16 protein-coding genes are annotated in these 19,830 nt (G+C 69.4%); 5 read left to right on the plus strand and 11 right to left on the minus strand.

Annotation, left to right across the window (positions count from 1 at the left end; all coding sequences use genetic code 11):
• Together D7X32_RS27830 and D7X32_RS27835 are read right to left on the minus strand one after the other, a co-directional pair.
• On the minus strand, positions 1 to 5,987 hold a 5,987-nt coding region (locus tag D7X32_RS27830), incomplete at its 3' end, for a HAMP domain-containing protein (protein ID WP_439329022.1).
• A 342-nt stretch (positions 5,988 to 6,329) separates the two neighbouring features.
• Positions 6,330 to 7,229, minus strand: coding sequence for a hypothetical protein (locus tag D7X32_RS27835; protein ID WP_120605601.1), 900 nt, complete (start codon positions 7,227 to 7,229; stop codon positions 6,330 to 6,332).
• Between the two features lie 260 nt (positions 7,230 to 7,489).
• Here D7X32_RS27835 and D7X32_RS27840 point away from each other — a divergent pair, with 260 nt between their 5' ends.
• Entirely contained in the window at positions 7,490 to 8,272 is a 783-nt protein-coding gene (locus D7X32_RS27840) for a hypothetical protein (protein ID WP_147450295.1), read from the plus strand.
• 68 nt (positions 8,273 to 8,340) lie between these two features.
• On the opposite strand, the gene D7X32_RS27845 is transcribed toward D7X32_RS27840, so the two are convergent.
• Positions 8,341 to 9,078 (minus strand): MerR family transcriptional regulator, encoded by a 738-nt coding sequence (locus tag D7X32_RS27845; RefSeq protein ID WP_120605603.1) that lies wholly within the window; start codon positions 9,076 to 9,078, stop codon positions 8,341 to 8,343.
• A 365-nt stretch (positions 9,079 to 9,443) separates the two neighbouring features.
• On the opposite strand from D7X32_RS27845, the gene rsgA reads away from it, so the two are divergent.
• On the plus strand, positions 9,444 to 10,541 hold the full coding sequence (gene rsgA / locus D7X32_RS27850; RefSeq protein WP_120605604.1) for a ribosome small subunit-dependent GTPase A: 1,098 nt from the start codon (positions 9,444 to 9,446) through the stop codon (positions 10,539 to 10,541).
• Between the two features lie 54 nt (positions 10,542 to 10,595).
• On the opposite strand, the gene D7X32_RS27855 is transcribed toward rsgA, so the two are convergent.
• Both D7X32_RS27855 and D7X32_RS27860 read right to left on the minus strand, forming a co-directional pair.
• Positions 10,596 to 11,150 (minus strand): hypothetical protein, encoded by a 555-nt coding sequence (locus tag D7X32_RS27855; RefSeq protein WP_147450296.1) that lies wholly within the window; start codon positions 11,148 to 11,150, stop codon positions 10,596 to 10,598.
• Positions 11,151 to 11,247: 97 nt separating this feature from the next.
• Complete coding sequence (locus D7X32_RS27860) at positions 11,248 to 11,853, minus strand: TetR/AcrR family transcriptional regulator (protein ID WP_167506523.1); 606 nt, start codon at positions 11,851 to 11,853, stop codon at positions 11,248 to 11,250.
• A gap of 144 nt (positions 11,854 to 11,997) precedes the next feature.
• On the opposite strand from D7X32_RS27860, the gene D7X32_RS27865 reads away from it, so the two are divergent.
• Positions 11,998 to 12,747, plus strand: coding sequence for a glucose 1-dehydrogenase (locus D7X32_RS27865; protein WP_120605607.1), 750 nt, complete (start codon positions 11,998 to 12,000; stop codon positions 12,745 to 12,747).
• A gap of 28 nt (positions 12,748 to 12,775) precedes the next feature.
• Here the strand turns inward: D7X32_RS27865 and D7X32_RS27870 are convergent, their stop codons facing one another.
• Positions 12,776 to 13,006 carry a hypothetical protein gene (locus D7X32_RS27870; protein ID WP_120605608.1) on the minus strand — a complete coding sequence of 77 codons (231 nt, stop codon included), beginning with the start codon at positions 13,004 to 13,006 and terminating at the stop codon, positions 12,776 to 12,778.
• A 29-nt stretch (positions 13,007 to 13,035) separates the two neighbouring features.
• Complete coding sequence (locus D7X32_RS27875) at positions 13,036 to 13,878, minus strand: 2-oxo acid dehydrogenase subunit E2 (protein WP_120605609.1); 843 nt, start codon at positions 13,876 to 13,878, stop codon at positions 13,036 to 13,038.
• 115 nt (positions 13,879 to 13,993) lie between these two features.
• Between D7X32_RS27875 and D7X32_RS27880 the strand changes: the two genes are divergently transcribed.
• Entirely contained in the window at positions 13,994 to 14,920 is a 927-nt protein-coding gene (locus tag D7X32_RS27880; protein ID WP_120605610.1) for a DUF1684 domain-containing protein, read from the plus strand.
• Between the two features lie 78 nt (positions 14,921 to 14,998).
• Here D7X32_RS27880 and D7X32_RS46995 read toward each other — a convergent pair whose 3' ends face one another.
• Together D7X32_RS46995 and D7X32_RS27890 are read right to left on the minus strand one after the other, a co-directional pair.
• Positions 14,999 to 15,889, minus strand: a complete 891-nt coding sequence (locus D7X32_RS46995; RefSeq protein WP_120605611.1) for a hypothetical protein — start codon at positions 15,887 to 15,889, stop codon at positions 14,999 to 15,001.
• 414 nt (positions 15,890 to 16,303) lie between these two features.
• Complete coding sequence (locus D7X32_RS27890; protein WP_120605612.1) at positions 16,304 to 16,882, minus strand: type 1 glutamine amidotransferase domain-containing protein; 579 nt, start codon at positions 16,880 to 16,882, stop codon at positions 16,304 to 16,306.
• 166 nt (positions 16,883 to 17,048) lie between these two features.
• Here D7X32_RS27890 and D7X32_RS27895 point away from each other — a divergent pair, with 166 nt between their 5' ends.
• On the plus strand, positions 17,049 to 18,221 hold the full coding sequence (locus D7X32_RS27895; RefSeq protein ID WP_120605613.1) for a PQQ-dependent sugar dehydrogenase: 1,173 nt from the start codon (positions 17,049 to 17,051) through the stop codon (positions 18,219 to 18,221).
• Here D7X32_RS27895 and D7X32_RS27900 read toward each other — a convergent pair whose 3' ends face one another.
• The gene (locus tag D7X32_RS27900) at positions 18,222 to 19,025 is read right to left on the minus strand and encodes an ABC transporter permease (RefSeq protein ID WP_120605614.1); all 804 of its coding nucleotides are present in this window, start codon (positions 19,023 to 19,025) and stop codon (positions 18,222 to 18,224) included.
• Positions 19,022 to 19,792, minus strand: a complete 771-nt coding sequence (locus D7X32_RS27905; protein WP_120605615.1) for an ABC transporter ATP-binding protein — start codon at positions 19,790 to 19,792, stop codon at positions 19,022 to 19,024. The genes D7X32_RS27900 and D7X32_RS27905 overlap by 4 nt, the downstream gene beginning before the upstream one ends.
• Positions 19,793 to 19,830 lie beyond the last annotated feature (38 nt).

The following is a 19,830-nucleotide window of genomic DNA, read 5'->3' on the forward strand; positions in this document are numbered from 1 at the left end:
GGCGTGGGGGTGGTGGCCTGGGAGGTGGACGTCTCCGGCAGGGCGCCCAGGGCGCGGCTGGCCGCGTCGTTGCCCTGGCCGACGTCCTCATCCGCGCCCTGGTACTCCGGCGGCATGTAGAGGGTGAAGGTGCTGCCCTTGCCCGGCTCGCTCTCCAGGCGGATTTCACCGCCCAGCAGCTTGGCGATTTCACGGCTGATGGACAGGCCCAGGCCGGTGCCGCCGTACTTGCGCGCGGTGGAGCCGTCCGCCTGCTGGAACGCCTCGAAGATGATGCGCTGCTTGTCCTTGGCGATGCCGATGCCGGTGTCCTTCACGGCGAAGGCCAGCACATGGCGCGAGCGGCGCAGCGCCTCGTGGTCGAAGCGCATGCCCTTGTCCGCCAGGCGCACGGTGAGCTTCACGCCGCCATCGTCGGTGAACTTGAAGGCGTTGGAGAGCAGGTTCTTGAGCACCTGCTGCAACCGCTGCGGGTCGGTGCGCACGTGGCGCGGCGTGCCGGCCAGCACCTCCACGTGGAAGCTGAGGCCCTTCTGGTCCGCCACCGGGCGGAAGCTGCGCTCGATGAACTGGTTGAGCTCCGTGAGGACGATGTCCCGGGGCTCCACCTGCATCTTGCCCGCCTCCACCTTGGACAGGTCGAGGATCTCGTTGATGAGGCTGAGCAGGTCCCCGCCGGACGCGTAGATGGTGTTGGCGTACTCCACCTGCTTGTTGGAGAGGTTGCCGTCCTTGTTGTCCGACAGGAGCTTCGCGAGGATGAGCAGCGAATTGAGCGGCGTGCGCAGCTCGTGGCTCATGTTGGCCAGGAACTCGCTCTTGTACTTGGAGATGATGGTGAGCTGCTCCGCCTTCTCCTCCAGGCTGACGCGCGCCAGCTCCACCTCGCGGTTCTTCTCCTCCACGCGGGTGTTCTGGTCCGCCAGCTCCTTCGCCTTGTCCTCCAGCTCGATGTTGGTGCGCTTGAGTTCGTCCTGCTGCTGGGTGAGCTCGCGCGACTGGCTCTGGAGCTCCTGGGTCAGGCGCTGCGACTCGGAGAGCAGCGTCTCCGTGCGCATGTTCGCCATGATCATGTTGAGCACCACGCCGATGCTCTCCGTCAGCTGATCCAGGAAGATCTGATGGATGGCGCTGAACGGGTGGAACGAGGCCAGCTCGATGACGGCCTTGACCTCGCCCTCGAAGAGGACGGGCAGGACGATGATGTTGAGCGGCGCGGACTCACCCAGCCCGGAGGAGATGGTGATGTAGTCCGACGGCACGCGCGTCAGCAGGATGGTCTTCTTCTCCAGCGCGCACTGCCCGACCAGGCCCTCGCCCAGGCGGAAGCGGTTCGCCAGGTGCTTGCGCTCCCGGTACGCGTAGGTGCTGGTGAGCTTGAGGGACGGGATGCCGCCCTCGGGGTCGGAGAGGAAGAAGGCGCCGTGGTGCGCGGACACCAGCGGGGTCAGCTCGCTCATGATGAGGCGGCTGACGGCATCCAGGGACTTCTGGCCCTGCATCATGCCGCTGAACTTCGCCAGGTTCGTCTTGAGCCAGTCCTGCTCCTGGTTCTTCTGCGTCGTCTCACGCAGGTTGACGATCATCTGGTTGATGTTGTCCTTCAGCGCCGCGACCTCGCCTTCCGCGACGACCGTGATGCTGCGGGTCAGGTCGCCCTTGGTCACGGCGGTGGCCACGTCGGAGATGGCGCGCAGCTGGCTGGTCAGCGTGCCGGCCAGCTGGTTCACGTTGTCCGTCAGCTGCCGCCACGTGCCGCGCGCACCGGGCACGCGGGCCTGGCCGCCCAGCTTTCCTTCGATACCCACCTCGCGGGCCACCGTGGAGACCTGCTCCGCGAAGGTGCCCAGCGTGTCGGTCATGTTGTTGATGGTGTCCGCGAGCGCCGCCACCTCGCCCTTCGCGTCCACGATGAGCTTCTGGGTCAGGTCGCCGTTGGCCACCGCCGTCACCACGCGCACGATGCCGCGCACCTGGGTGGTGAGGTTGGAGGCCATGAAGTTCACGTTGTCCGTGAGGTCCTTCCACGTGCCGGCCACACCGGGCACGCGGGCCTGGCCGCCCAGCTTCCCTTCCACGCCCACCTCGCGGGCCACCGAGGAGACCTGCTCCGCGAAGATGCCCAGCGTGTCGGTCATGTTGTTGATGGTCTCCGCGAGCGCGGCCACTTCGCCCTTCGCGTCCACCACCAGCTTCTGCTTGAGGTCGCCGTTGGCGACCGCGGTCACCACCTTCACGATGCCGCGCACCTGCGTCGTGAGGTTGCGGGCCATGAAGTTCACGTTGTCCGTGAGGTCCTTCCACGTGCCGGACACGCCCTTCACCTCCGCCTGACCGCCCAGCTTTCCTTCCGCGCCCACTTCGCGCGCCACGCGTGTCACTTCCGAGGCGAAGCTGTTGAGCTGATCCACCATCGTGTTGATGGTGTTCTTCAGCTCCAGGATCTCCCCCTTCGCGTCCACGGTGATCTTCTTGGACAGGTCACCGTTCGCGACCGCCGTCGTCACCAGGGCGATGTTGCGCACCTGGCTGGTGAGGTTGGACGCCATGCTGTTCACGTTGTCCGTGAGGTCCTTCCACGTGCCGGCGACGCCCGGCACCGCGGCCTGCCCCCCCAGCTTGCCGTCCGTACCCACTTCCTTCGCGACGCGGGTCACTTCGGAAGCGAAGGCGCGGAGCTGGTCCACCATCGTGTTGATGGTGCTCTTGAGCTCCAGGATTTCGCCCTTCGCCTCCACGGAGATCTTCTGCGACAGGTCGCCGTAGGCCACCGCCGTGGTCACCTTGGCGATGTTTCGCACCTGGTCCGTGAGGTTCGCGGCGAGGACGTTCACGTTGTCCGTGAGGTCCTTCCACACGCCCGCGACGCCGGGCACCGCGGCCTGGCCGCCCAGCTTGCCCTCCGTACCCACTTCCTTGCCCACGCGCGTGACTTCCGAAGCGAACGCGCGGAGCTGGTCCACCATCGTGTTGATGGTGTTCTTCAGCTCCAGCACCTCGCCCTTCACGCTCACGGTGATCTTCTGGGACAGGTCGCCGTTGGCCACCGCCGTGGTCACCTTGGCGATGTTTCGCACCTGGTCCGTCAGGTTGCCGGCGAGGACGTTCACGTTGTCCGTGAGGTCCTTCCACACGCCGGACACGCCCTTCACGTCGGCCTGACCACCCAGCTTGCCTTCGGTACCGACTTCCTTCGCGACGCGGGTCACTTCGGCGGCGAACGCGCGGAGCTGGTCCACCATCGTGTTGATGGTGCTCTTGAGCTCCAGCACCTCGCCCTTCGCGTCGACGGTGATCTTCTTGGACAGGTCGCCATTCGCGACCGCCGTCGTGACCTCCGCGATGTTTCGCACCTGGGCCGTGAGGTTGTTGGCCAGCAGGTTCACGTTGTTCGTGAGGTCCTTCCACGTGCCCGCGACGCCCGGCACTTCCGCCTGGGCGCCCAGCTTGCCTTCCACGCCCACCGTGCGAGCGACGTCCGTCACCTGCTGCGCGAAGACGGACAGCGTCTGGGTCATCGCGTTGATGGTGTCCGCGAGCGCGGCGATTTCGCCCTTGGCCTCCATCACCAGCTTCTGGGACAGGTCGCCGTCGGCCACCGCCGTCACCACCTTGACGATGCCGCGCACCTGGGTGGTGAGGTTGAAGGCCATGCTGTTCACGTTGTCCGTGAGGTCCTTCCACACGCCGGACACGCCCTTCACGTCGGCCTGACCACCCAGCTTGCCGTCCGTGCCCACTTCCTTCGCGACGCGCGTCACTTCGGCGGCGAATGCGCGGAGCTGGTCCACCATCGTGTTGATGGTGCTCTTCAGCTCCAGGACTTCCCCCTTCGCGTCGACGGTGATCTTGCGGGACAGGTCGCCCTTCGCGACCGCCGTCGTCACCTCCGCGATGTTACGGACCTGGTCGGTGAGGTTGTTCGCCAGGAGGTTCACGTTGTTCGTGAGGTCCTTCCAGGTGCCCGCGACGCCCGGCACCACCGCCTGGGCGCCCAGCTTGCCTTCCACGCCCACCGTGCGCGCGACGTCCGTCACCTGCTGCGCGAAGATGGAGAGCGTCTGGGTCATCGCGTTGATGGTGTCCGCGAGCTCCGCCACCTCGCCCTTGGCCTCCATCTTCAGGCGCTGGGTGAGGTCGCCGTTCGCGACCGCGGTCACCACCTTGGCGATGCCTCGCACCTGGGTGGTGAGGTTGGACGCCATGAAGTTCACGTTGTCCGTGAGGTCCTTCCACGTACCGGACACGCCCTTCACTTCCGCCTGACCGCCCAGCTTGCCGTGCGTGCCCACCTCGCGGGCCACGCGGGTCACTTCGGAAGCGAAGCTGTTGAGCTGATCCACCATCGTGTTGATGGTGTTCTTCAGCTCCAGGATTTCGCCGCGCGCGTCGACGGTGATCTTCTTGGACAGGTCACCGGTGGCCACCGCCGTCGTCACCAGGGCGATGTTGCGCACCTGGGTGGTGAGGTTGGAGGCCATGCTGTTCACGTTGTCCGTGAGGTCCTTCCACGTGCCGCCGACCCCGGGCACCGCGGCCTGACCACCCAGCTTGCCGTCCGTACCCACTTCCTTCGCGACGCGGGTCACTTCGGCGGCGAACGCGCGGAGCTGGTCCACCATCGTGTTGATGGTGCTCTTGAGCTCCAGCACCTCGCCCTTCACGTCCACGGTGATCTTCCGCGACAGGTCGCCATTGGCGACGGCGGTGGAGACCTCCGCGATGTTGCGCACCTGGCTGGTGAGGTTGGACGCCATCAGGTTCACGTTGTCCGTGAGGTCCTTCCACGTCCCCGCGGCGCCGGGCACCTGGGCCTGGGCGCCCAGCTTGCCCTCCACGCCCACCGTGCGCGCGACGCTGGTCACCTGCTGCGCGAACACGTTGAGCGTGTCCGTCATGTTGTTCAGCGTGGCGCCCAGCGCGGCGATTTCACCCTGCGACGGCACCATCAGCTTCTGGGTGAGGTCGCCGTTGGCGACCGCCGTCACCACCTTCACGATGCCGCGCACCTGCGTCGTGAGGTTGGACGCCATGAAGTTCACGTTGTCCGTGAGGTCCTTCCACGTGCCGGACACGCCGGACACCGCGGCCTGACCGCCCAGCTTTCCTTCCGTACCCACTTCGCGCGCGACGCGGGTCACTTCGGAAGCGAAGCTGTTGAGCTGGTCCACCATCGTGTTGATGGTGCTCTTCAGCTCCAGGACCTCGCCCTTCACATCCACCGTGATCTTGCGGGACAGGTCGCCGCGGGCCACCGCCGTGGTGACCTCCGCGATGTTTCGCACCTGCGCGGTGAGGTTGCCGGCGAGGACGTTCACGTTGTCCGTGAGGTCCTTCCACACGCCGGACACGCCCTTCACGTCGGCCTGGCCACCCAGCTTGCCTTCGGTGCCCACCTCCTTCGCGACGCGCGTCACTTCGGCGGCGAAGCTGTTGAGCTGATCCACCATCGCGTTCACGGTGGTGCCGATGCGGAGGAACTCGCCCTTCACGGGCTGGCCGTCGATCTCCAGCGCCATCTTCTGGGTGAGGTCGCCTTCGGCCACCGCCACCAGCACGCGGGCGACTTCCGTGGTGGGCTGCACCAGGTCGCCGATGAGGGCGTTGATGGACTGGACGCTGGTGGCCCATTCGCCGCGCACGTCGCCCAGCGTGACCCGCTCGCCCATGCGGCCCTCGCGGCCGACGACGCGCTCCACGCGGACGATTTCGTGGGTGAGCGTGGAGTTGAGCGTCACCACCGCGTTGAACGCGCGGGCGATCTCATCCATCACCACGTCCTGCGCGCCCGACGGCAGCCGCACGGAGAAGTCGCCGCCCTGCACGGCCCGGAGCGCCGCCAGCAGCTGCTGGAGCGGAGGCGGACCGCCGGGGCGCAGACCGTCGTCGGCGGCCGGGCGGCTGTTGCCGTTGCGGCCGCGTGCGGGAGCGCGGCGGGTGGGCTCGGCACGCGACGGCTCCGCGTTGCTCAGCCGGTTGGCCGCCACGTTGGCGGGAGCTCTGCCTCCTGGAAGGCCAGCGTCCTGACTTGCTGCGAGCCCAGCCGTCTTCCGGCCATTGGCGCGCTTGCGGGGAGCGGAGGAGCTGGAAACCTTGGTGTCGTCCACGAGTGAAACCCCTGATCGGCGAAAGCGTTGCGACCGGCTCTGCGAAAGCGGCCCGCGATCCCAGGAACGTCCAATGAGTTCGCGGGTTTGTCGAATGTAAAGCCCGGATGGGAGGGACCCTTGTGTCAGGCACTAAACGCCCTGCCTGAACGTGGGTCCCACCATCCCCGGAAGCCCCGGATCGGAACAGCAGACCCAGGGCGGAACCTCCCCATAACAGCTTCAGGGAGGCGAGGCGGTGCACGGGAAGCCATCGCACCCCTGCACATACAGCGCCCGCCCCGAGAGCCTCCGGGCAGGCGCGCGCGTGCGAGCGGGCACTGCTTCACGTGCGCCGGTGCGGACATCGAAGCGGAGCGAGGCCGGCGCCGGCGCGTCCTGGGCACCCGTCGCGCCACAGGCCAGCAGGACCTGATCCGCGGTGTCCAGCCACCAGAGGAACTCCACGGCGCACGGGGCTTCCGCTCGCACGAGCTCCAGGGTGCGGGCGTCGTAGACGATGACGCCGCCGCCCCACTCCACCGCCGCCAGCACGCCCCCGGGGCCGACGGACAGCCGCCCGCCCGGACCTGGCACCTGCGCCTGGCCCAGCACCTTGCCATCCAGCGCCACGGAGACGAGCTGCCCGGTGGCATCCAGCGCGAGGACACCGCCCGCGTGACCGATCAGCCATTCTGGCGGAGCGATGTCGCCCACCGGCTGGAGCGCGCCATCCCGTTCGCGCAGCAGGTGGCCGCCGGTGGCGACCCACAGGTGGCGTTCGCCGTCGAAGGTGAGCGCGGTGGCGCCGGGAACCTCCAGCCGCGCGTGTGAGCCATCCTCGCCGCAGACCGCGACGACGCGGGGCCCGAACACCGCCACGCGCGAAGCATCCGGCGCCACGGCCCAGCCCAGCCGTGTGGCCCCCTTGAGCTGCCGCGCCAGACAGTCATTGAGCGCGCCCAGGTGCGCGTCCCCGGCGGGTGAGGCGATGAGGTACGGCAGGCTGGTGGTGGCGACGTAGAGCAGCAGGCCCAGGCCCGCGGCGATGACGAGCGTGAGCGTCCAGGCGCGTGCGCTCGCGCTTCGCGTCTGTCGCGCGCTCTTGCGGCCCGCCGCCAGCTGCACTTCCCGTCCGCTCACGCACGCTCCCTTCTGTCGCGGAGGACAGCACAGAAACGGGGCGAAGACCTCCCGACGCGGCACGAAAGCGCGCCCGCAGGACATCCCCTGCCCGCCTTGACGCGCAGGGCGCACGTGCGTGCAACCCCTGCCCCGCATGCCCTGTCCCATGAACGACCTGCGAGCTGCCGTCCTGCCATGTGCCGGCTGCTTTCAGCGGGTTGCCCTGTCCGCTGAAGCACACACCTTTACGCCTCAAGCGATTTGAAAGGGCTCCCGACATGCGACGCTCCATTGGCACCGCGGCACTGGCTTTCAGCTTTCTGCTCTCCACCAGCGCGTTCGCCCAGCAGGTAGGCGACGGGTCGAGCCCCGGGACGACTCCTGGCTCCTCGGGCGGCTCGCCGGAGATGATCAACAGCGGCCAGACGGGCACCGCCGGCTCCACCGGCACGGTCACCCCCGGCACCACCAACTCCACGGGCGTGCAGACGGGTAACACCGCCACCGGCACGGGCGGCTCTGGCACCGGCGTGAACGCGACTCCGGGCACCACCGGCACCGGCACCACCGGCGGCGGCACTTCCGGCACGGGCGGCACCGGCACCAGCGGCATCGGCACGGGCAGCGGCACCACCGGCTCCAGCTCCGACACCTACGGGACCGGCAGCACCGCGCCGTCCACCGGCGCGGGCACGTATACGTCGCCGCCCACGGGCACCAGCACCGGCACCTACGGTGGCTCGGGCACCAGCACCGGCACCGTGGGCGGTGGCAACACGGGCAACACGGGCAACACGGGCAGCACCGGCACGATTGGTGGCACGGGCACCGGCACCACCGGCGCCACACTGCCTGGCACCGAGACCAACAACTCGACCGTCATCAACCCGGGCGGCACGGGCACGGGCGGCACCGGCACCAGCGGCGCGACCGGCACGGGTGGCGTCGGCGGCACCGGCACCAGCGGCTCCGGCGGCACCATGGGCGGCGTGGGCGGCACCGGCACCAGTGGCTCCGGCGGCTCCAGTGGCACCACGGGAGGCACCGTCGGCGGCCAGTAGAAGCTTCATGTCTTGGAATGACAGCACGGCCGCCAGCCCTTCACTGGCGGCCGTCGCCCTGTCTGGCTTTACTTCGGCGCGTCCAGACAGGCCATGGCCCGGCCCACGTACTCCGTGAGCTTGGGGTCGCGGCCCTGGCGCTGGGCCACCTGGGGCTCCTGCTGGTGCAGCGTCTGGAGCGACTTCTCCATGCCGGGGTTGCCGCCCGTGAAGGCGCGGACGAGCTCGCGCCAGCGCGTGGCCAGGGCGCGCACCGGTTCGGACGCGGGGTCGGTGCCCTTCTCCATCTCCTCGCGCATGCTCGCGATGAGGCGGGGCCACTCGGCCTGGACCTCCTTGATGGCGTCGTCACCCATCGCCTGGCGACGGGCCTCCAGCTCCTTCAACTGTTCCGGGGTGTAGTACTTCTCGAACATGGTCATGGCCTCGATGGTCTGTAGGAAGTCGTCGGCGGAGACGGGCTCCGCCGCGCGCAGCAGTCGTGCGAGGGAATCCAGGCGGTCGCAGAGCTGACGCTGTTCCGCCAGCTGCTCCCGGGCCCGCTGGAGCCGCAGCTCCACCACGCGCAGGGCGGAGAAGTCCGCCCGGCCCAGCGTTTCGGCGATCTCCTCCAACGAGAACCCGAGCTGCTTGAGCGACAGGATGTGGCTCAGGCGGGCGATGTCCTCCGCCGTGTAGAGCCGGTGCCCCGACGCCGTGTGCGCCGAGGGCTTGAGCAATCCAATCTCGTCGTAGTGGTGCAGCGCGCGGACGGACAGCCCCGTGCGCCGGGCCAGCTCGCCGACCTTCAGCTCCGTGTGCTGCATGCCTCACCCCTTTCCAGTCACCGCCTTTCGCGTGACTGGATGCAATGGGTACAACCTCACGTCGCGTGAGGTTCAAGGGGGAAAACGCACGGCCTGTCCAAGGGGGTCGCCAACGGCCGCGAGGAATTGCTAGCGTCCCGTTCCGGTCCGGCGATGACCGCCGATGACCGTGCACCCCTGGGAGGCCTGTCCTGATGACCCCGCCCCTTGTCGTCGTCGCGGCCCTGTCCGCCACGCGGGCGCTCATCCGCTGAGCCGGTCGCAGCATCGTCTTCCGCCGCAGCGCGAGCCCCGTTTCCCTTACGCCCGGCGCCCCGGAGTCCTCTCCGTGCGCCCCAGGCATCGCACTGCCCGGAGTTCCCCAAGTGTCACTTGAAACCCTCGGCTGGGGTCCCGACCTCGACCTCGCGCTGTCCAACGCTGTCTCGCAGTCGCCTTCCGCCACCTCCCTCGTCCCCGGGCGCGTCGTGCGCCAGCAGCGGGGATTGCTCACCGTGCAGACCGCCGGCCCGGCCTTCCTCGCGCGCGCCGCCGGACGCCTCCTCCATCAGGCCCAGGGCGTGGAGGCCCTGCCCACCGTGGGCGACTGGGTCCTGCTGCAACCGCCCGCGTCCGGTGACGGCGAGGCGCTGATGCTCGCCGTGCTGCCCCGCCGCAGCGTCCTCAAGCGGCGCGAGGCGGGCAGCGAACACGACGGCCAGCTCATCGCCGCCAACGTGGACGTGGTGTTCCTCGTCGTGGGGCTGGACGGCAACTTCAACCCCCGCCGCATCGAACGCGCCCTCACCCTGGCCTGGAACAGCGGCGCCACGCCCGTCGTGCTCCTGAGCAAGGCGGACCTCGCGGACGACGCGGCCGAGCGCGTCCTGGAGGTGGAGGCGCTGGCCCCCGGCGTGGACGTGCTCGCGGTGAGCGCGAGAACAGGCCTGGGCGTGGAGGACGTGCGCACGCGGGTCCCGCCAGGAAGGACGGGCGTGCTGTTGGGCTCCTCCGGCGTGGGCAAGTCCACGCTCGCCAACCGGCTGCTGGACGCCGCGCGCCTCGTCACCCAACCCGTGCGGCCAGAGGACGACAAGGGCCGGCACACCACCACGCACCGCGAGCTGTTCGTGCTGGAGCACGGCGGCCTCATCATCGACGGGCCCGGCATGCGTGAGCTGGGCCTGTGGGGCGACGATGCCGAGGGCCTGGCCCAGGCCTTCGCGGACGTCTTCGCGCTGGCCACCGGCTGCCGCTTCACCGACTGCGGTCACCAGAACGAACCCGGGTGCGCGGTGAGGGCGGCGGTGGAGAACGGCACGCTCCCCGAGGAGCGGCGCGCGAACTTCGAGAAGCTCCAGCGCGAGCAGGCCTTCCAACACCGCCAGACGGACGCCGCCGCGCAGCGCGAACACAAGCGGATGCAGCGCAACCAGGCCAACGCGGGCTGGGCGAGGACGCGCTCGAAGCGGCGCGGCGAATAGACAGACATGCCGGGCGCGGCGCGGACGTCTGTTCGCGCCGCGTCCGGACGTGTTTCAGAGCCCGGGGCTCGACTCCGGCACCGCGCCGGACGGCGGCAGCGGCGGCGGGGTCGGGCTCGCGGGCACCGGAACCTCACCCTGCTCCGGCGTGTTCGCGTCGTCCGGCACGCGGGCCGGCGTCTCCGGGCCCGGGCCCTGCCTTGGATTGACGTTCTGGTACTCCGACGCGCAGGAGTAGGCCACGGTGCGCGAGCCCACCAGGACCGTGGGCAACAGCAGGCCAATCGCGGCGCAGTTGCCCTGTTCCTCCTCGGTCCGGTTGCCGCCGGAACACACCGCGGACCCCACGAACGCGCCCGCCACCGCGAGGCCCGCCTGGATGAGGAAGTCCATGGGGGTCGCCCGGCTCTGCGCCCAGGCGATGCCGTTCTTGCACTCGCTGCCAGGGGGGCTGGACACGGGCAACAGGCCCGCCGCCGTGAACCACTGCCGGTCACTGTGGACCGTGGGCTCCGGCCGCAGGTTCGTGACGATGCTCGTCCGATAGCAGCCCGTCTGTCCCAGCATCAGCGCCGCCATCGACGCCGCCACCGCATGTGCCTTCCGCATCCGTGCCCCAATCTCGGTGAGTGACCGCTCGCACCGGCGGTCTCAGGTCCCCGTGCCTAGCCCGAAGGCGGGGGTCACCGGAAGAGGGGGCGCAAGCTTAGCGGCGGCGCTTCGCCGGGGCGGGCAGGCCTTCGAACGCCGTCTCCACCATGCCGCGCAAGGAGGCTTCATCCATGCCCGCCTTGCCCACGGCCTCCAGTCCCCGCATGACCGCGAGCAGCATGGCGCCCAGCTTCCGGGGGTCTGCCTGGGCGGCGAGGTCCCCATGCGCCCGGGCCTGCTCCAGGCAGCGCACGAACGCGGCCTCCAGCCCCCGGAAGGTCTCCAGCGCCCGGTCCGCCACCTGTGCGTCCTGCGCCGCCAGCTCCGCCGTGCCACGCCCCAGCAGGCACCCGCGCCGGTTCGCGGGCGCCGCGGACGCGGTGGCCACCCCCAGCAGGTACTGGCGCAGCCGCTCCAGCGCGCCGGCGTCCGGCCCCTCCAGCGTCTTCTTCACCGCCTCCACGGAGCTCACGCAGTACGCGTCGAACACCTTCAAGAAGAGCTGATGCTTGTCGCCAAAGGCCCCGTAGAGGCTGCCCTTGCCCAGCCCCGTGGCCTGCATCAGGTCATCCATGGAGGTCGCCGCGTAACCCTTGTTCCAGAACTGGTCGCGCACCGCGCGCAGCACCTGCGCTTCGTCGAATGTCCGAGGCCGAGCCATGCCCTGAAAATAAAAGTTATTGACCGTTCGGTCCACCACTCTTAGATATGGACCATAAAGTCCATAACTCCTCCGCTGGCGCGGGGAGCAGGTGGGCTGGCGCTTCACGGGGCCCTCCGAGGCCCCACGACAAGGAGCAGGACCATGGGCAGGCTCGACGGGAAGGTCATTGTCGTCACGGGTGGAACCACGGGCATCGGCTTCGCGACCGCGAAGCGCTTCGCGCAGGAGGGGGCGAAGGTGTTCCTCACCGGCCGCCGGCAGGCGGAGGTGGACCGGGCGGTGAAGGAGATTGGCCACGGCGTGGTGGGTGTGCGCGGGGACGTGTCGGTGATGGCGGACCTGGACGGGCTCTACGCGCGGGTGAAGGAGGAGGCGGGGCACCTCGACGTGGTGTTCGCCAACGCGGGCGGGGGCGAGTTCGCGGCGCTGGGCTCCATCACGGAGGCGCACTTCGACCAGACCTTCAACATCAACGTGAAGGGCACGCTGTTCACGGTGCAGAAGGCGCTGCCGCTCTTGAAGGACGGCGGCTCCGTCATCCTGACGGGCTCCACCGCGGGCTCGGACGGCTCGGCGGCGTTCAGCGTCTATGCGGCGACGAAGGCGGCCATCCGCTCGTTCGCGCGCACGTGGGCAACGGACCTGAAGGGGCGGAGCATCCGGGTGAACACGCTCAGCCCGGGCCCCATCGACACGCCGGGACTCAACGGGCTGGCGGCCGACGCGGCGGGGGCGAAGCAGATCAAGGACTACCTCACCAGCCTCATCCCGCTGGGCCGCATGGGGCAGCCGGACGAGGTGGCGAAGGCGGCGCTGTTCCTCGCGTCGGACGACAGCAGCTTCGTCAACGGCGCGGAGCTCTTCGTGGACGGCGGCGCCGGACAGGTCTGAGCGGCCCGGTGCGCGACGGGCGGGCGCTTCAGTCCTCCTTGCCGTCCGGGTTCGACGCGGCCAGCTTGCGCAGCCGGGCGGCGAAGGGGCTCTCGCCGTTCACCGGCAGCGGGCCGCCGGCCATGCGCTGGCGGCGGTCCATGGCGAGGTGGCCCTCGGGGGGACCTTCCAGGGCTTCCTTCTCGAAGCGGTCCTGGCCGCCCAGCACCCGCCCCACGGGACGGGATGAGCCGACGCGACGAAAGGGATCCACGGACATGGCGTTGACCTCCGGATGACGGCCCCGTTCTACCGCGCTTCGGAATCCGGTGCATCCCACCCCCGGGGGTCCTCCAGCGCGCCGCCGATGTGCCGGAGCACCCGGGCGGCCAGGTCCACGTCGATGACGCGCGCGTCCCAGGTGCAGGTGAGCGTCATCGCCTTGCCGGGGACCAGCGCGCCGGCCTCCAACACGGGCACGTCCCGCACGAGCCCGGGCGCCAGCAGCAGCGGCACGCGGGTGTAGGGCACCATCGCGACGAAGCCCCGCTCCAGCCCCAGCGAACCCAGGTTCGTCACGGCCACGGAGCCGAACGGATCGAACGGCATCCCCACCCGGCGCAGGTCCACGTTCAGGCCGTACCAGACGAAGGACAACAGCCGCAGCGCGGGGCCCATCAACCAGCCGGGCAGGAGCGACGAGCGGCGCTTGCCGCGTTCAATCTCCACGTCCTCGCGCGCGCGGACCCGCGACACCCGCGACTCCATGGCGTCCGCCAGGGCCTCCAGCGACTTCCCGTCCGCGCGGTGCACGGTGGCGGTGGTCAGGTCCACGCGCGACGCGCCGCTCGCGGGCTGCACCACCAGCACGCAGACGCCCACGTCCTCGCGCAGCCACGGACGCTGGCCGCGCAGCATGACGTTGGCCTCCGGATAGCGGCGCAGCGCGTCCGCCGCGGCCTTCGCCACCAGGTGCGTCACCGTCAGCCGGCGGCCGGTGCGCGTGCGGTGCGTGGCCATGAACGCGAGCGCCGGCTCCATGCGGACCTCCAGCGACGCATAGGCGGTGGGGTCGCGGGGCGCGCGCCACGTCCCGAGCGCGAGCTTGCGCAGGGCACTGGCAGGGGGCGCGGGGTGGAGGTCCAGGTTCACGGAAGGATTCCCAAGCCTTTGCACGGCGGGAGCGCCGCGCGCAATGGGGGACGGGCCCTGTTAGACAATGGCCCCAGCGCTCCTTCCCTCCTCTCGCGATTCGAGGCCCCTCCCCATGAGCACCCTCGCCCTGGTCCTGTCCCTGGCCTTGCAGGCCGCGCCGCCCGCGAAGCCCCTCCCGAAGCCCGCCGCGCAGGCCGAACAGAAGAAGGCCCCAGCGGAGGACGTCGCCGCAGCCACCCAGGCGTGGCAGGCCGAGCGGCTGCAACGCCTGACATCGCCAGACGGCTGGCTGACGTTGGTGGGGCTCACGTGGCTGAAGGAGGGCGAGCAGAAGGCCGGCTCCGCTCCCGACAGCGCGGTGGTGCTGCCCGCGCCGGTGCCCTCGCAGGCGGGCACGTTCGTGCGTCAGGGCAACACCGTGCGCTTCCAGCCCACGGCGGGCGTGACCTTCACGCTGGAGGGCAAGCCCTTCACGGGGGGCGAGCTGAAGACAGACGAAAAGGGCGCGCCGGACGTGTTGCGGCTGGGCAGCGCGAGTTTTCAAATCATCCGCCGCGGTGACCGGCTGGGCGTGCGGGTGAAGGATTCGGAGGCCGCGGCGCGCAAGCAGTTCCACGGCATCCCGCTGTATCCGGCGAGCGCGGAGTGGAAGGTGGAGGCCCGGCTGGTGCCGGACGAAAAGCCGCGCATGCTCAGCGTGCCCACGGTGCTGGGCATCGCGGAGGAGATGAAGTCCGCCGGCACGCTCGTCTTCACGGTGGCGGGCAAGGAGTACCGCCTGATGCCCGTCGCGGAGGAGGGCTCGGACGAGCTGTTCATCATCTTCGGCGACGAGACGAACCGCGACGCGACCTACGGCGCGGGCCGCTTCCTGGAAGCGCCGCTGCCGGACAAGGACGGGCGCGTCGTGCTGGACTTCAACCGCGCCTACAATCCGCCGTGCGCCTTCTCGCGCTTCGCCACCTGCCCGCTGCCTCCGCGCGGCAACCGCCTGGCCCTGCGCGTGGAAGCCGGCGAGAAGCGCGCGGGCGATCACTGACCCCTCAAAACGCCTCCGCCCGCTTCCCTCCAGGAGGGAAACGGGCGGTGGGGGGCGTCAGTCAGGGGAAGTGAACCCTCAGACCTGGATGGTCTTCTCCAGGTCCGCCATGCGGAAGCGCGCCATCGCCAGGTTCGCGTTCGCACGGTGCAGCGCGATGTAGAGGAACAGGCCTTCACGGGCCGCGAGCGGACGGATGATGTGGTACTGCTCGCCCAGGGTGATGAGCATGTCCTCGATGCGGTCCTTGATGCCCAGGGACTTCATCGTCTTCAGCTTGGCGCGCATCACCTCCGTGTTGCCCGCCGCCGCCGCCTCGATGTTGAACCCCGCGGAGCCGACACTTCCCAGTGTCATCCCACTGTTCGCATCCGCGAGACAGACCGCGAACGCACCGTCGATCTTCATCGCTTCTTCCAGCGCCTGCTTCACGTTCGCCATGACTTCTCTTTCCAGTAGGACGGGGGGAATCGAGGGGGACTGCGAAACAGCAGGCTGCGAGGGTGTCGCGTCGCCCGTCAGCTCCGTCAGCTCGAAGGTCAGCTGGCTGGAGTAGGAGCGCGGCTGCGGGACGAAGAGGGCCTGCGCCTCCGTCAAACCGAAGAGCGTCTCCAGCTGCGCCGCCAAGTGCTGGCACAGCAGGTCGCGCAGCGTGTCGCGCGGCACCAGGCCCCACGACACCAGCGTCTCGCAGAAGTTGCCGCCGCTCTTGCGGCACTCCGCCATCACCTGCTCGACGTCCTCACGGCTCACCAGCCGCGCGTCGATGAGCGCCGTGGAGAAGCTGCGCGCCCCCGGACCCGTGAGCACCGTCCACGCCACCTTGCGCTCCACCACGAAGATGCGGCCGGAGACCGTGGTGGACTTCACCACCACCTCGCCCCCCAGCTTGCTCTCCAGGGCTTCGTTCAGCACCGCCCGGACTACCTGACGGGGCTGGGTCATCACGGTTCGGGGCGCCGGGTTCATGGGGGGGTTCACAGTGACCGGCAGTGTTAGCGCGGTCCGTCGAGGGGGCGCTGCTGCCGGAATAGTAGACAACTACGCTGCATAATGGCAACTCAGCTGTAAAATTCGGGAAATAGATGACTCCCCTGGGGTTGGTGAAACCCCGTACTAACGTCTGAGTGTCTTGTACCCGAGCGCCAAAGACAACGGAACAATTCCAGAGCAGCGCAAATCCGACGCGTGGGCCCGACATCGCAATGCGTCGCCAGGGCAGGCAGGTTCACTCGCCAACATTTCCCCTCTGAAATGGGGCGGAGCGGCGGCCTCCTCACCTGAGAAATCCGTGCCGCCCCGCGCTACGTAGAAACCCCCAGGGCGCGCATGGCGCCCCAGAGGCCTGGGTCCTGTTGGACCATGTTTCGCCCTGTTGGCGGCTCAGTGCACTGGCGGTGCGCGGTCCGCGGCGGCTTCCGGGGCCAGGGGGGACTCCAGACGAGGGGCGATGCCGTCCTTCACCTGACGCAGCAGGGCGGCGCTGAAGGCCTCCAGGTCGTCCGGCTTGCGTGACGTGATGAGGTTGCCGTCCTCCACCACCTGGCGGTCCACCCAGCGCGCGCCGGCGTTGATGAGGTCCGTCTTGATGGAGGGGAACGAGGTGACGGTGCGCTCGTCCGCGATGTCCGCCTCCACCAGCATCCACGGCCCGTGGCACACGGCGGCGATGGGCTTGTCCGCCTTGAAGAAGTCGCGCACGAAGCCGACCATGCCGATGTCCATGCGCAGGTGGTCCGGCGAGTAGCCGCCAGGAATCACCAGCGCGGCGAAGTCCGCGGCCTTCACCTCCTTCACCGCCTTCTCCGTGCGGACTTCCGCGCCCTTCTTCCCCTTGAGGCTCTTGCCTGCCTCCACGCCGATGACGACGGGCTCGTGGCCCGCTTGCTTGAGCTTGTCGAAGGGGACCTGGAACTCGGAGTCCTCGAAGTCGTTGGCCACGATGAATGCGATGCGCGCCATGGAACTGCCTCCCGCTGGGAATGGGTGCCGTTGAACCCGCCCGAGCAAGGTGCCCACGACAGGGGCCGGGACAACGCCATCCGGGACCGTCTTCCAGTGCTGACTGCGCTCGCCTGCCCCCCTTCCAGGTCCGTGGGCGGCGTTCACCGACGCTAGATTCCCACCCATGCGCTCCCGACGCCTGCTCCTGTCCGCCCTCGTGGTGCTCACCGCCTCCGCCTCCGCTTGCCGCAAGAGCCAGGCGCAGGGGACGGCCTCCGCCGCGGACTGCATCCTGATGGAGGACGGCTGGGGACAGGACGGCAGCGTGCCCATCACCGTGGACGTGGTGGCGGAAGGGTTGGAGGTCCCCTGGGGCGTGGCCTTCCTGCCGGGCCAGGAGGGAGATGCGCTCATCACCGAGCGGCCGGGCCGCGTGCGGCTGCTGCGCGGAGGCCAGTTGCAGCCCGGGGCCGTGGCCACGCTGCCCCTGACGGCGAACGGCGAGGGCGGCCTGCTGGGCATCGCCGCGCACCCGGACTTCGCGACGAACCGCCAGTTCTACCTGTACGTCACCACCCAGGCGGACGGGAAGGCGCAGAACCGGGTGGAGCGCTGGACGCTGTCACCGGACGGCACGCGCGCGGCCTTCGAGCGCGTCATCTACGGAGGCATCCCGTCCGCGAAGTACCACGACGGCGGGCGGCTGCGCTTCGGGCCGGACGGCATGCTGTACGTGGGCACGGGCGACTCACGCGACCCGGACCTGTCCCAGGACGTGGCCAGCCCCGCGGGCAAGCTGCTGCGCCTGACGCCCGACGGAGCAGTGCCCCAGGACAATCCCTTTCCGAATTCGCCCGCGTTCCTGCTGGGCGTGCGCAACACGCAAGGCTTTGACTGGAAGGACGCCTCCACGCTGTACCTCACCGACCACGGCCCCAGCGGCGAGACGATGCGCTTCGGCCATGACGAGGTGAACGTGGTGAAGGCGGGCGACAACCTGGGCTGGCCCGGCATCTACTCGTGCGAGACGCAGGCAGGGCGCATCACTCCGTCGCTCACCTTCGACGACGCTGCGCCCCCGGGCGGCGCGGCCGTCTACACGGGCACCGCGATTCCGGAGTGGAAGGGCTCGCTGCTGGTGGGCACGCTGAAGTCCCAGCACCTGCACCGGGTGGAGTTCGACGCACGGCAGCCGCGCCGCGTGGTCCGGCACGAGGTGTATCTGCGAAACACCTGGGGCCGCCTGCGCGACGTGCTGATGGGCCCCGACGGCCACCTGTACGTCACCACCAGCAACTGCGACGGCCGGGGCGAGTGCGGCCCGAAGAAGGACCTGCTCCTGCGCGTGCGGCGCTGATCAGCTCACGCTCTCCGCGCTGTAGCGGGCCAGCAGGCCCGTGCGCACCGCGTAGCGGTAGACGCGCTGGAAGACCCAGCCCGCCAGCACGATGTCCAGCATCGCCAGCGCGAAGCCCCACCCGAGCGTCGCGCCGGAGAACTCGCCGCCGGCCACCAGCGTGCGCACGCCCTCGAAGACGTACGACGGGGGCAGCAGGCGCGCCACCCACTGCATCCACTCCGGCAGCGTGGACAGCGGGTAGAAGACGCCCACGAACGGGGACAGCAGGCTGGGGATGGGCCACACGAACCACTCCGACGCGGGGCCCAGCCGCAGCACCAGCGCGCTGCTGAGGATGCCCAGCGCGATGCCGAAGAGGAACAGCACCATCACGAACGGGATGAACATCGCGCCATAGGCGGCGAAGGACAGACCGAACACCGTGGTGGACAACAGGAGCATGACGACGAGGCCGATGGCGCTGGTCGCGATGCTCGTCAACACCAGGCCGCTCACGTACTCCGTCAGCGTGAGCGGCGTGGCGAAGACGTTGAGGAAGTTGCGCGACCAGACGTCCTCGAAGAAGCCCGTGGTCAGGCCCTGCATGACGCGCGCGAAGAAGTCCCAGAGCAGCACCGCGCCCAGGAGCGCCGGCACGAAGTTGTAGCCAGCGGACGTGACGCTGTTGAGGTACCGGGTCATGAAGCCCCACAGCACCATGTCGATGGCCACCCACGCGAACAGCGGCATCACGCGCGCGAAGTTGCCCTTGTAGAGATAGAACTGGCGCAGCGCGATGCCCGCGACGTGGTTCAGGTTCATGGCGCTTCGTTCCTCTCCAGCGCCAGGGGCTCGTTGGCCACGGCGATGAACAGCTCCTCCAGCGAGGCCTTGCCGTGCTCGCGGGGCAGCGTCTTGGGGTCACCCTCCAGCAGCACCCGGCCGCGCGCCAGGAAGAGGACGCGGTCGCAGACGGCCTCCACCTCGTACATGTTGTGGGAGGTCCACAGCACGCTGCTGCTTCCCTTCGCGGCGAAGGCGCGGATGCGGGTGCGGATGTCCACCGCCGTGGCCGGATCCAGCGACGCGGTGGGTTCGTCCAGCAGCAGCAGGCGGGGCTCGTTGAGCATGGCCTTGGCCAGCGACACGCGCGTCTGCTCGCCGGAGGACAGCACGCCGCACTTGGTGTCGCGGAAGCGCTTCAGGTCGTACTCCTCCAGCAGCGCTTCGATGCGGGCGGACAGCCCCTTCACGCCGTAGATGAGGCCAAAGACACGCAGGTTCTGCGCCACGGTGAGGTTGCCGGGCAGGGGCGAGTAGACGGCGGCGAAGTTGGTGCGCGACAGCGCCTTCACCCGCTGGGTCTCCAGGTCCGTGCCTTCGATGCGGATGGTGCCGGAGGTGGGCTGGAGCACGCCCAGGAGCATGTTGATGGTGGTGCTCTTGCCCGCGCCGTTGGGTCCCAGCAGCCCCACGATTTCGCGGCGGCGCACGTCGAAGGAGACGCCGTCCACGGCCGTGTGGGCGCCGTACGTCTTGCGCAACGCCGTGACGGAGAGGACCAGGGTGTCCAGCGAGCCGGATTTCATCTGGGCCCTGCTGTACCACGCGGACGTCCCGCCGCCAG

The sequence above is a fragment of the Corallococcus carmarthensis genome (assembly GCF_003611695.1).
In the GTDB taxonomy this organism is placed as follows: Bacteria; Myxococcota; Myxococcia; order Myxococcales; family Myxococcaceae; genus Corallococcus; species Corallococcus carmarthensis.